Annotated in this window: 10 protein-coding genes; 5 read left to right on the top strand and 5 right to left on the bottom strand. The window is 48.4% G+C overall.

All coding sequences use genetic code 11. The annotated features are described in order from the left end of the window. Positions 1 to 360: 360 nt before the first annotated feature. A complete protein-coding gene (locus tag AABK39_RS06255; protein ID WP_338394060.1) occupies positions 361 to 2241 on the bottom strand; it encodes a DUF349 domain-containing protein in 1881 nt (626 codons plus the stop codon). Between the two features lie 73 nt (positions 2242 to 2314). Continuing rightward, positions 2315 to 2893: a YqgE/AlgH family protein gene (locus tag AABK39_RS06250; RefSeq protein ID WP_338394059.1), complete on the bottom strand. Its 579-nt coding sequence runs from the start codon at positions 2891 to 2893 to the stop codon at positions 2315 to 2317. Positions 2894 to 3114: 221 nt separating this feature from the next. Between AABK39_RS06250 and pdxH the strand changes: the two genes are divergently transcribed. Continuing rightward, complete coding sequence (gene pdxH / locus AABK39_RS06245; RefSeq protein WP_338394058.1) at positions 3115 to 3756, top strand: pyridoxamine 5'-phosphate oxidase; 642 nt, start codon at positions 3115 to 3117, stop codon at positions 3754 to 3756. Then, a complete protein-coding gene (locus AABK39_RS06240) occupies positions 3753 to 5030 on the top strand; it encodes a glycosyltransferase family 2 protein (RefSeq protein ID WP_338394057.1) in 1278 nt (425 codons plus the stop codon). Before pdxH ends, AABK39_RS06240 begins: the two co-directional genes overlap by 4 nt. Positions 5031 to 5067: 37 nt before the next feature. Here the strand turns inward: AABK39_RS06240 and AABK39_RS06235 are convergent, their stop codons facing one another. Beyond that, on the bottom strand, positions 5068 to 5406 hold the full coding sequence (locus tag AABK39_RS06235; protein WP_338394056.1) for a MerR family transcriptional regulator: 339 nt from the start codon (positions 5404 to 5406) through the stop codon (positions 5068 to 5070). A gap of 131 nt (positions 5407 to 5537) precedes the next feature. Then, on the bottom strand, positions 5538 to 6515 hold the full coding sequence (locus AABK39_RS06230) for a M23 family metallopeptidase (protein ID WP_338394055.1): 978 nt from the start codon (positions 6513 to 6515) through the stop codon (positions 5538 to 5540). A gap of 165 nt (positions 6516 to 6680) precedes the next feature. Here AABK39_RS06230 and alaS point away from each other — a divergent pair, with 165 nt between their 5' ends. The 3 genes from alaS (at position 6681) to AABK39_RS06215 (ending at position 12008) form a co-directional block, all read left to right on the top strand. Continuing rightward, the gene (gene alaS / locus AABK39_RS06225) at positions 6681 to 9302 is read left to right on the top strand and encodes an alanine--tRNA ligase (protein ID WP_338394054.1); all 2622 of its coding nucleotides are present in this window, start codon (positions 6681 to 6683) and stop codon (positions 9300 to 9302) included. Between the two features lie 121 nt (positions 9303 to 9423). Further along, positions 9424 to 10881, top strand: coding sequence for an Asp-tRNA(Asn)/Glu-tRNA(Gln) amidotransferase subunit GatB (gatB, locus tag AABK39_RS06220; protein WP_338394053.1), 1458 nt, complete (start codon positions 9424 to 9426; stop codon positions 10879 to 10881). Continuing rightward, complete coding sequence (locus AABK39_RS06215; protein WP_338394052.1) at positions 10878 to 12008, top strand: TlpA disulfide reductase family protein; 1131 nt, start codon at positions 10878 to 10880, stop codon at positions 12006 to 12008. The genes gatB and AABK39_RS06215 overlap by 4 nt, the downstream gene beginning before the upstream one ends. A 72-nt stretch (positions 12009 to 12080) precedes the next feature. On the opposite strand, the gene AABK39_RS06210 is transcribed toward AABK39_RS06215, so the two are convergent. Then, entirely contained in the window at positions 12081 to 13121 is a 1041-nt protein-coding gene (locus AABK39_RS06210; RefSeq protein ID WP_338394051.1) for a VWA domain-containing protein, read from the bottom strand. Between the last annotated feature and the right edge of the window lie 3 nt (positions 13122 to 13124).

Raw genomic sequence — 13124 nt, 5'->3', positions numbered from 1 at the left:
GGATATAAAATCACTTCGGAAAATCGAAAACAACCCGCCTAAAGCGAAGCCATACGAATTCATTTTCACCTATGCCGGCGGATTGTTTTCTGATGCTAACTTCCTAAAAACTGGTTATATACAGGGTTAACCGCAGGGTTAACGGGCTTGGTAACCCTGTCTTTTGAGTATAGATTTTTATCGGGAACGTTTACGATACGGAAAAAATTAAGCGTCCCAAAAAGTTCAAACGACTTCAAAAACCTACAACCGTTTTCAGTACGGTTTAATATCAATTAAAAAACTAATCTCCTTTTTCCATCGCACAAAAAAACGGGCCACAAAGGGCCCGTTTATATTTTCAATAAGTTTAAGCTTTTCTTAAAGCATACTTCTGAGAACTCTCAGCTCGCTTTTCAGATCACCGATTTTAGCTTGAGCCTCGGCGATTTTCTTATCGAATTCGTCACGCAACTTATCGGCGGTCGATGAGTTTGAGAAGAACTCAAGGTTATTTTTCCAAACCGAAATATCGTTTTCGATTTCCGAAATCTCCTCGCGCAATTCCTGCTCTTTGCGACGCAACTTCGACGAGGCGTTTCCGCCACTCAAAAGCTTATTGTACTTGGCCTGAATCATCGCTTGGCGCTTGTCAGCTTCGCTTACGCCTTGCATCGAATTGAGATAGTTTTCGGTAGCCTCAGCGAAGCGCTTACGGATCTGCTTGATCGCTTTTCTAGGTACGAAACCATAGCTGTCAAACTCGGCGCAAAGCTCTTCGTAAGTCTCCATCGTGGCCACATCAGAGCCGGCCATAGCCTCAAGCTTTTCGCATACGGCTTCTTTCTTAGCCAAATTCTCTTCGAATTCTTTCTCCTGAGTCTTGTTCTGCTCTCTTCGGCGATTGAAGAACGCGTCGCAAGCGGCTTTGAAACGATCGTAAACCTCGTTTCTCGATTTCTCAGGCACAGGCCCGATCTTCTTCCACTCAACCTGCAACTTCTTGAGTTCTTCGGCCGCGGTATCGAATTCCTCGCTTTGGCTGAATCCCAAGGCTTTCTCCACGAGCGCCTCTTTCTTCGCCAAATTGTCGGCTCTCATCGACTCCAAGCGCTTAAAGAATTCCGATTTGTTGCTGAAGAATTTCTTGAAAGACGCCCAGAACCTTTTGTTCACCTCACGGCTGTTCTCTTTCGGCATTCCTCCGATAGAGTCCCAACTTTTCTGCAATTCCATCAACTCTTTGGTCTTCTCATTCCATTCGTTGATTCTGTCGGAATCGAAAGTGGCGTATTCGTCAACTTTCTCCACAAGAGCGAGCTTAAGTTTCAGGTTTTCGCGAAGCTCAACCTTCAACTCTTCCACAAACTCCTTACGTCGGAGATATACTTGGTCTGAAGCATCCTTGAAACGAGTCCAAAGCTCTTCCTGCTTATCTTTTGGTACAGGACCAATGGCTTTGTAGTCGTCGTGCAGAGCGTTCAACTGGCGGATCGCCTCGCGTACGTCCTCCAAGTTCACCAAATCCTCGGCGCGCTCACACAAACGGATTTTCTTCTCAAGGTTCTTTTTGCGGTCAAGCTCCTTAAGTTCGAAATAGATGCTTCTTTTATCGTAAAAACGGTCCAGCAATGCCTTGTAATTCGCCCAAAGGGTTTGGACGAACTGCGGGGGCACCTGCCCGATTTTTTTCCATTCCTGTTGAATGTCGCGAACCACGTTCATGCTTGACTGCGGATCATCAGAGTCAAGGATAACCCTCAAACGGCCCAACAGCGCACTCTTTTCCCTGTAGTTGGCCTGGCGTTCACGGTCAAGCGCCTCGTAGTGCTTATGTTTGCGCTCTTTCAAGCCTTTGTACAGGCTGTCAAATTGCTTATCAACGGGATCAAAACGATAATCGAAATCATCCTCTTCGCCACCAGACTCCACAAAAGCCTTCAGCGCCTCCGCCCTAGCCGCCTCACGGAGTTTTCCGTAAACGTTTCTTGCGGCCTTCATCACTTGATCCACATGACGAAAATCTTCCGACGCCTTGATCTTTTCCAACTCAGAGACCAGTTCCTCACGGCTCAGCGGATCAAACTGCGCAGGGTCAAACTCCTGCACTGCCGGCTGTTGTTCTTGCTCTTGCCCTTCGGCAGTCTCGCCTTCCACTTCCTGTACCGGCTTGGTTACTTTCTCAGCGTCCAAAGCCTCACCGTTTCCAGTCCCTTCTTGGCAAACATCAGTTTGCGTCGAAATAACTTTCTCGTTTTCCATAACTAAAAATTTATGTCCCGCGAAAACAATCCTTTTGTATTCTATATAAGGATCTTAAATCTAGCAAAAAAAATCAATTCAAACGAGGGTCTCTAGGATAATTCGCATAAATCTTGTAGCGTCCACCTATCTTTTTCATCAACATTTTCCACATGATCTCCGAGTCGGAAAAAAGCACCTCGGCGGCGCTGGCGTCCCTGTACACCACCCAAGAATTGCGTTTGAGCTCGTCTTGGAGTTGCCCTTCCGTCCAACCGGAATAACCGATATAGAATCTCAAACCAAGCGATGACACGTCTTTTGCGTCCAGTTGTTCCATCAAGCCTTCGAAGTCTCGCCCCCAATAAAGGCCGGGCAAAATCTCGACACTGCCCGCAAGCTCCAGCGTGTCATCATGAAGAAAATGCAGCGTGTTCTGCTCCACCGGCCCGCCGACGTAAACCCTTAAATCATCAGGCGCTCCGCCTCTCACCAAATCCGAAAGGTCGAGAATCGACGGCCTGTTCAACACAAAACCCACCGTTCCGCTCTCCTCGTGTTCGCAAAGCAACACTACCGTCCGCTCGAAATTCGGATCTTCCGACATCGGTTCGGCCAACAACAAATCTCCCTTCAGGGGAGAGAAATGATTCGTAAATTCGAAAAAACCCATACGCTTCCAGTTTACCCACAATACGCATCGTCCGCATCCGGACTTTCGAAAAGCCTAACAGCTCCCCATAGCTCTTGATTGGGATTTTTTGCTTTATTTTGCGTCAAACTTAGGGGGGTAATATCCCTGTCCGGAATTTTATAAAAAATCGATGCTTCACCAAGCGGGCGAAGCCAAAATAAAACGGATTTCCCTTTTTGGCCGTTATAGACGGAAAAACCATGAAAATCAATATCGCAGACATAAGGCAGGATTATTCGAAAAAAGAACTTCGAAAAAAGGACTGCCAAGACCACCCGACAGAGCAGTTTAACGTTTGGTTGCAAGAGGCTATCGACGCCGAGGTGGTGGAACCGACCGCCATGACATTGGCTACGGCTGACAAAGACGGCAGACCATCTTCCAGAACGGTTTTGCTCAAGGGAGTGGAAGATAACCGCTTCATTTTTTACACCAATTACAAAAGCAGAAAAGGCTCGCAATTAGTAGAAAATCCTTACGCCTCAATCAGCTTTTTTTGGAAAGAGCTAGAGCGTCAAGTCAACGTCGAGGGGACGGTAACCAAAGTGGCGGAATCCACGTCCGACGAATATTTCGCCAGCCGGCCGTACAAAAGCCGTGTCGGAGCCTGGGCATCGGAGCAAAGCAAAGAGATTTCGTCTAAAAACGTAATCAAACTCCGCTTTGTGGAATATTCGATGAAACATATCACCAACGTGCCACGCCCTCCGCATTGGGGCGGTTACGCCATCGATCCAGAAAGAGTAGAGTTTTGGCAAGGCCGGCCTAGCCGTCTTCATGACAGGATTGTCTACGAAAAACAGGAAAACGGTCTTTGGGCTAAAAAACGAGTGGCGCCTTGACGGACAAAAAAAAACGAAACATTTATCTGGAACGGTACGCTTGGCCGGAATTCCTCAGCGAGGATATGCCTATAGACAGTGACACGGAACTTTCCGTGGTCATTCCCTGTCACAACGAGCCTGATTTAATCTCGTCGTTGCGCTCTCTGGCCAATTGTGATGACCCCGGTTGCGGAACGGAAGTTATCGTAATCATCAACCAAGGGACCGGTTGCGCTCCGGAAATCGATCGACAAAACGAAAAGACCTACCAGGAAGCGCTTCATTGGGCTGAAAAAACGGCTCTCCCCTTCCGGCTAATCGTAAAATGGGTCAAAGACCTACCTAAAAAGCACGCCGGAGTGGGCCTTGCCCGAAAAATCGGTATGGACGAGGCGGTCAGAAGATTCGAAAGCATTGGGAAAGACGGCGTAATTATCTGCTTCGACGCCGACAGCCTTTGCGAAAAAAATTATCTGACCGAAATCCGAAGCTTTTTCAAACAGCATCCGCACATGCCAGGCTGTTCCATCCATTTCGAGCACCCGCTCGAAGGGCCGTTAGCTCCAGAGATCTATGACGGAATCGCCACTTACGAACTGCATCTCCGCTACTACGTCGACGCATTGCGTTGGGCTGGTCATCCTTTCGCTTACCAAACGATTGGTTCCAGTATGGCTTCCAGATCTTCCGTTTACCAAAAGCAAGGTGGCATGAACCGCAGAAAGGCGGGGGAAGATTTCTATTTTCTCCAAAAGATTATAGAACTCGGCAATTTCGAAGACCTAACCACCACAAAAGTAATCCCTTCACCACGGGCCTCGGACCGTGTTCCGTTCGGAACCGGACGGGCAATATCTGAATGGCTGGAAGAGAAAAAGGAAATAGACCTGACTTACCATCCCGACGCTTTCGTTGATCTGAAAGAATTATTTGCGTCTCCAAAAAAGCTATATGTAAGTAAAGACGCGAAAAACGTTTATGAAGGTCTGCCGGAAAGTATCAGAAGGTTTATCTCACTTCAGGAATTTAATGTAAAAATCGAAAGCCTGCTGGCCGAATCACGAAAAGAGGAAACCTTTCGCAAAAAGTTCTTCCACTGGTTCAACGCGTTCACAACGCTCAAATTCGTTCACTTCTATCGTGACGAGGTAAAACCCAACGTCAACGTAAAGGAAGCTTGTCTATGGCTTTTCGGAAAATACGGAATGGAGCCCCAAGGAAAAGATACTATTGAAATCCTGAAACAGATTAGGGCGATCGATTCTAAAAAAATAACGACCTCAATTTCCTGACGGTCAAAACAATACAGCCAGATTCCCGGGCTAAACGCTAGGGAATCTGGTCACGAAGACCTTCCAAAAAGGCTCTGATACGCTTAAGGGACTCGATCATTTCCACCTCGTCCTTAAAAGTCTGGTGGTCATTTTTCAAATAATCCTTGGCTCCCTGCAAGGTATATCCGCGCTCTTTCACCAAGTGATAAATAAGCTTGACGCCCTCAATATCCTCCTTAGTAAATTGCCGGTTTCCTTTGCGGTTCTTTTTCGGTTTGATGATATCAAACTCAGCCTCCCAAAAACGAATCAGCGACGGCGCCACATCAAGCAAATCCGCCACCTCTCCGATAGAATAATATCTTTTCTCTATAATTCTCTCCTTGTACGGCACGCCAACGTCAATTTTTGTAGCTAAAAACCCATTTAAGTCAATTTATAAAAAACACGGGACGCCGACAAACGGCACGCCCCGTGTTTTTTCTGTACTACGCAAGAAACCGGGCCTTTTCGGCACCAAAACGTTTATGACAACGACTGGTTATCTTGCGAAGCCAAGCGAACAAGTTCCGCATATTCTTCGTCCGAAATACCTTGGAAGATATAGTGTATCGGGTCTACCGTCTTTCCATTTTTACGAACTTCGTAATGCAAATGCGGCGCGGTAGAACGGCCAGTGTTCCCCACATATCCTATGCATTCGCCTCGCTTAACTTTCTGCCCTCTCTTCACAATATACATTTGCATGTGGGCGTAACGCGTCTCAAACCCGAAGCCGTGATCAATCTCCACAACCCTACCGTAACCTCCGGGGTAATACTTGACTTTCTTTACCACACCGTCGCCCGTAGCATAAATCGGGGTACCGCGTTTTGCGGAATAGTCCAAACCATGGTGCATGATCCGGCGCTTCATAATCGGGTGCATCCGGATACCGTAACCGGATGACAATCTTTTCATCTCGGTATTGTTCACAGGCTGTATGGCCGGGATAGAGGCCCACATCTGCTCCTTCTTCTTGGCCAGGTCCATGATCTCGTCATACGACTTGGTCTGGATGAACATTTTCCGCCTCAAGGCCTGGATCCGCTCGAAGGTGTTGATGATCATTTCCTCCTGTTCCAAGTCCGCTTCGAGCAAAGATCTGAAACGCTGCACGCCACCGACACCGCCTTTTCTGATAGTTTCGGGAATTGGTTCGGCTTCGAAAATTTTTCTGTAAACATTGTCGTCCTTATGAGCCAAAGCCTGGAGATAACCTTCGTTCTCGTCCATCTTTTTATTCATCAAGGCGATGTTCTCTTTCAGTTCCCTGTTCTCCTTCGCCAGCCTTGCAAATTTCGGAGACTCGAACAAGTCGCCGAAAAGGGCCAACAGACCGAAAGAAAACAGCAAAGTGACTACGACATAACCCAACACGTTGAACGTCACGTCCCACTTGGTTTGCTTCACGCGCTCGTACTTACACGTTTCGGTATCGTAGTAATATTTTATTCTGGCCATTATTCTGTTTACACTAACCCAAAATATCGTAATTTCGCGTCTGCCGAAGACCGCAATTAGGTAGTTTTCGGCGTGGTTCGGTCGCTACATTGGAGCGAACGACCTTCAATTTACTAATATTTAGCTGAAAAACACATTTTATCTCAATCATATAAGTTAGGGCCAATGGATTCAAAATCGATCAGAAGGGCATTCCTAGATTTTTTCCGCGAAAAGGGACACAAAGCGGTACAGTCCGCACCCATCGTGGTTAAGGACGACCCCACGTTGATGTTCACCAACGCCGGCATGAACCAGTTCAAGGACTATTTCCTCGGCAACAAGCAGGCGGAAGCGAAACGCGTGGCCAACTCGCAGAAATGTCTCAGGGTGTCCGGCAAGCATAACGACTTGGAAGAAGTAGGCATCGACACCTACCACCACACCATGTTCGAGATGCTCGGCAACTGGTCTTTCGGTGACTATTTCAAAAAAGAAGCCATTGCTTGGGCCTGGGAACTTCTCACGGAAACGTACAAACTCCCGAAAGACAGGCTTTACGTGACGATTTTCGAAGGTGACACGAAAGAAAACCTCGAAAGGGACCAGGAAGCCTACAATTTCTGGAAAGAGTGGGTAGCCGAAGAGAGAATTCTGAACGGCAACAAAAAAGACAATTTCTGGGAAATGGGCGAGACCGGACCTTGCGGACCTTGCTCGGAGATTCATATCGACCTCCGCCCGGAAGACGAAATCGCCAAGACGCCGGGTAAAGATTTGGTCAACGAGGACCATCCGCTGGTAGTGGAGATCTGGAACCTCGTGTTCATGCAATACAACCGCCTGTTGTCCGGAGCGCTTGAGCCACTTCCTGCACAGCACGTCGATACCGGCATGGGCTTCGAGCGTTTGGCCATGGCCATCCAAGGCAAGAAATCAAACTACGACACCGACGTTTTCCAGCCGATGATCCAATTCATCGCGAAAAAGTCGGGCGTTACATACGGCGAGAACGACAAGACAGACATCGCGCTCCGCGTAATCGTGGACCATATCCGCGCCATTACGTTCTCTATCGCCGACGGACAACTTCCTTCAAACAACAAGGCCGGCTACGTAATCCGACGCATCTTGCGTCGCGCCGTACGCTACGGCTTTACGTTCCTCAACTTCAAGGAACCGTTCCTCCACGAACTCGTGCCTTCGCTCGCAGAGCAATTCGACGAGGTTTTCCCTGAAGTCAAAAAGCAGGAAGAATTCATCATCAAGGTGGTTCGCGAAGAGGAAGTCGCTTTCCTCAGGACTTTGGAGATCGGGCTCCGCAAAATGGAGCAGATCAAAGAGGAGCTTCGCCAGAAAGACGAAATCACGATCGACGGCAAAATCGCTTTCGAACTTTACGACACTTTCGGATTCCCGCTTGACCTTACCGCCCTTATCGCCCGCGAAAACGGCTTGGTTGTGGACGAGGCAGGCTTCGACAAGGAGATGGCCGAGCAGAAAGCCCGCTCACGTAACGCCGCCGCCACCGAAACCGGCGACTGGACGTTCGTGAACGATGAGCAGGACGTTGAGTTTGTCGGTTACGACATGCTGGAGACGGAAGCCAAGATCATCAAGTACCGCGAAGTAAAGCAGAAGAAAGGTTCGGTAATACAGATCGTCCTTGACCGTACGCCGTTCTACGCCGAAAGCGGCGGACAGGCCGGCGACACCGGTTATATCGAGTTCGACGGCAAGAAAACCTCGATCATCGATACCAAAAAGGAAAACGACCTGATCGTACACTTCGTGAAGGAACTTCCTGCCGACGTTTCGGGAACTTTCAAATGCGTAGTGAACGCCACCAAGCGCCGCGACACCGCCAACAACCACAGCGCCACGCACCTCTTGCACTCGGCCCTGCGTTCGGTTCTCGGCGACCACGTACAGCAGCGCGGTTCTTTCGTTTCGGAGAAAGTATTGCGTTTTGACTTCTCGCATTTCTCCAAAGTAACCGACGAGGAAATCGCCGAGGTTGAAAGCATCGTAAACGGAAAAATCCGCGAAAACATCGCTTTGTATGAAGAGCGCAACGTACCGATAGCCACGGCTCAGGCCATGGGCGCTACGGCTCTCTTCGGCGAGAAATACGGCGAGTTTGTTCGCGTTATCACGTTTGACCCGAATTACTCGGTGGAACTTTGCGGCGGAACGCACGTATTGGCTACCGGCCAAATCGGTTCCATCAAAATCGTTTCCGAGAGCTCTGTAGCGGCGGGTGTTCGCCGTATCGAGGCTGTGACCGGAATCGAAGCCGAGAAATTCAACGTGAAGCAAAACGCTATTCTCGAAGAGATCAAGGCCTTGCTCAAAAATCCGAAAGACATCGTGAAAGCCACGCAACAGCTTGTGGAAGAGAAAGCGAAACTTTCGAAGGAAATCGAGCGCATGAACCTTGAGAAAGTCGGAGCGCTTAAGCAGACCTTGCTCAACGGAATTACGGACAAAGACGGCGTGAACCAAATCATTGCCAAAGTGGCCGTACCGAGCGCGGACGCACTTAAGAAGCTCGCTTTCGAAATCAAGAACGAGGTCGAAAACGTATTCATGGTCTTGGCCGTGGACGTGGCCGGCAAACCGCAAGTTGCCGTTGTGGTGGCCGACAACCTCGTGAAAGACAAAGGCCTCAACGCCGGACAAATCGTCCGCGAATTGGCCAAGGAGATCAAAGGAGGCGGTGGCGGTCAGCCATTCTTCGCCACAGCCGGAGGTAAAGACCTCAGCGGACTGGACAATGTAGTAGCCAAAGCCGAGGGCTTACTCTAATTCCCGACCGTTTGCCGGGGGCGGAACATTTTTTGCCTTTGGCCGGACTTCTTTTTAACTTATTGCAGGAGGCGGTACCATGACCGCCTCCTTCTTTTCGAAACCAACAAGCAATCAAACCATGCTCGACCAATCCGTTCGGGACAAATACACCGTAGTGGTGGGCCTGGAGGTCCACGCCCAACTCCTCACCAAAAGTAAAATCTACACCTCAGACTCAACGGCATTCGGCGCGACGCCGAACACGCAAGTCGGCGTGATTTCCCTCGCCCATCCGGGCACACTGCCAAAAATCAACAAGCAAGCCGTGGAGTACGCCATCAAAATCGGTTTGGCCTGCGGTTGCGAAATCTCAAGGGAAAATATTTTTGACCGTAAAAACTATTTCTACCCCGATCTTCCTAAAGGTTACCAATTAACTCAAGATAAAACGCCAATTTGCCTTGGCGGAAACGTAAAAGTCAAAACCAGCGAAGGCGAAAAGACTGTCATCCTCAACAGAATCCATATTGAGGAAGACGCCGGAAAGTCGATCCACGTGGCCGACACTACGGATACGCTAGTCGACCTAAACCGCGCCGGCGTACCGCTCGTGGAGATCGTGACCGAACCAAGCATCCGTTCCTCTGAAGAGGCGCAGGCTTTCCTGACCGAAATCCGGAAGCTTGTACGTTATCTGGAGATTTGCGACGGTAATATGGAAGAAGGTTCGCTCCGTTGCGATGCCAACGTATCGGTAATGCCCAAAGGCGCTACGGAATACGGAAAGAAAGTGGAAGTCAAGAACATGAACTCCATACGTAACGTACAGCGCGCCATAGACCACGAAGCTGAGAGGCTTATTACACTTTTGGAAAACGGCGAGGAAGTAATCTCCGAAACCCGTGATTTCGACGCCGTAACCGGCACTACTTCCGGCCTTAGGGAAAAAGAGGAACTCAACGACTACCGCTACTTCCCCGAGCCCGACCTCAGTCCGATGATTATTTCCGAAGAATGGATCGAATCTGTAAGGGCCTCGATGCCCAGCCTTCCGAGCGAATTGTTTCTCAAATTCACGGAAAAATACGGCTTGCCCGACCTAGACGCCGGAGTGTTGACCGACACAAAAGCCATGGCCATGTTTTTCGAAGAACTGACAAACCATACAAAAAACTACAAAGCGGCCTCAAACTGGATAATGGGCCCGATAAAATCTTACCTTAACGAGAAATCGGAGGAAATCGAATCGTTCCCGCTAAAAGCCGAACAAATCGCGGGTATTATCGATTTGGTTGACGAAGGCAAGGTGAGCCATACGGCCGCCTCGCAACAACTGTTTCCCGCAATGTTGGAGAATGTCGAAAAAACGGCAACCCAAATCGCCGAGGAACAAAACTTGCTTCAAGACAGCGACGAAGGAGCTATACAAAGTATAATCGACGAAGTGATAGCCGAACTTCCGGACAAAGTCAAAGCATATAAAAACGGGAAAAAGGGACTTTTGGGCATGTTTATGGGACAGGTAATGAAGAAAAGTAAAGGTAAAGCCGATCCGAAAGTCGCGACCCAGCTACTTAACAAAAGCTTATCGAAATGAAATTGAGACAAACCCTGGCGTGCCTGGCTCTGGCCGGCGCCCTTTTTTCCTGTGACAAGAAATCCTCTACAGTCAATAGCAACGAGATTTCGATTTCCGGAAAAATCACGCATCCAGATTCGCTCGGGGTCGTGACACTCGAAAAACTGACATCGCATTTCCCCGAAGTCATCGACACTTTGGCTACCGGGAGCGAAAACACTTTCAGCTACAAGCTGATGTACAAACACCCGGGGTTTTACCGTCTCAATTTCTACAACACCCAATACGTCAACATCGTGGCTGACGGCTACGACCTCAACATCACCGCCGACGGCGATAACCCGCAAGGCAAAGCCACTGTCAAAGGCTCTCCGTCGATGGACCTACTGCGTGCCGCGGACGAAAAGCTCAAAACCTTCGGGAAAGAAGCCCAAGAAATCCGCAATGAGTACGTAGAAGCCCAAAACTCCGGAGACCAAAAGGCAATAAAAGCCAGCGAGAAGAAATTTGAGGCTTTACAGAAAAAGGTAAAAGAGGAAATTCTTCAGATAGTAAAGCAAGAACAGATCGGTCTTGCAGCGCTTCAGCTAATGGGCTTATTCGATCCGAACGAGGATTTTGAAATTATTGAGGCTACTGCCAAAAATCTCAACAAGGATTATCCTAATGTGCCGATGGTTCAGGAATTCGTGGAACACGTAAAGCAGACCAAGAAACTGTTGGTTGGCCAGATGGCTCCGGAGATTCGCTTGCCTGACGCGAAAGGCGACACTTTGGCCCTTTCTACCTACAAAGGAAAATACGTATTGATTGATTTTTGGGCCTCTTGGTGCCGTCCATGCCGAATGGAAAACCCTTTGGTGGTCGAACTCTATGATATGTACCAGTCAAAAGGTTTCGAAGTATTTGGCGTTTCGCTTGACACAGACAAAAAAGCCTGGGAAAAAGCTGTTGAGGAAGACAAGATCACTTGGGCGCAGGTATCGGACCTGAAAGGGTTTCAGTCCGTAGCGGCCGAAGAGTACCAAGTAAACGCCATTCCGGCTACATTCCTGATTGGACCCGAAGGAAAAATCATTGCTAAAAACCTAAGAGGTGACGCTCTGAAAGCCAAGCTCAAAGAAATATTCAGCGAAAAAAAATAAGCTGAATCCAAAAACGCAAAAAAGGGTCACGCTTATCAGCGTGACCCTTTTTTATCTCTGACCAAATCCTGATTAATCCCTGAGGATATTATTCATAAACGTGGATTTGAAGAAAATCCAAATCAGGAAAAACAAGATAGCCCAACGCAAATAAACCGTGTAGAAATCCATAGTGTCGGAGAAGCGGTTTTCTTTGATTTCGGCTTTTTCGTATTTATCAATCCTCTTGAAAATATTCTCCAAAGTCTTGTTATCCGTAGCCCTGAAAAATTTCCCTTTCCCTATTCTGGCAATTTGCCTCAGGGTCTTTTCATCCATCGTATTATCATTATAGATGGGGTCTCCATAGATTCCCACACCCATTTTCACCGGGCCTTCTTTTCCTACAGCGATAGTGTAAACCTTGATTCCGTAAGCTTCCGCAAGCTTTACCGCCGTCAACGGATCGATATTTCCGGCGTTGTTATCACCGTCACTCAAAAGCACAATCACTTTCGATTTGGTTTCGGACTCACGCATCAAGTTCAGCGAAACGCTCAAAGCGCTGCCTATCGCCGTTCCGCCGTTTTGTATCAGATTGAAATTTATATCGGCGATATTCGATTCCAAAAACTTATAATCGGTAGTCAGTGGAGCCATCCGGTAAGCATCACCCGAAAACACTACGATCCCGATCCTGTCCTGAAAACGGCCTTTCACAAATTCCGTCGCCACTTTTTTTGCGGCTTCCAGCCTGTTCGGATTGAAATCCATGGCCTGCATCGATCGGGAAATGTCAATTGCCAACACAATATCGATACCTTCGGTCCAGCGCTCAACCTCCTCACTTGTCCGCTGTGGCCGGGCCAAAGCTATAATCGCCAACACCAACGACAAAGTGAAAAATACGGGGGGAACAAATCTCAATAATGTTATCGGATTGCTTTTCAATTCGCTTCTGGAAAGCGCGACGGGCATTTTCTGATCCAACTTTATATTTATCAGCGCCCGAAGTCCGAAGAGCAAAGGGATAATCGCCAAGCAATAAAATACGCTGGGAAAAGCCCAATCAAAACTCTCGAATGTCGAGGGAAGAAACCACGTCGGTGAATACCACGGTATATCGTTCATCATCAA

The sequence above is a fragment of the Fulvitalea axinellae genome, from assembly GCF_036492835.1.
Classification (GTDB): domain Bacteria; phylum Bacteroidota; class Bacteroidia; order Cytophagales; family Cyclobacteriaceae; genus Fulvitalea; species Fulvitalea axinellae.
This window is presented reverse-complemented; position numbering and strand designations above follow the sequence as displayed.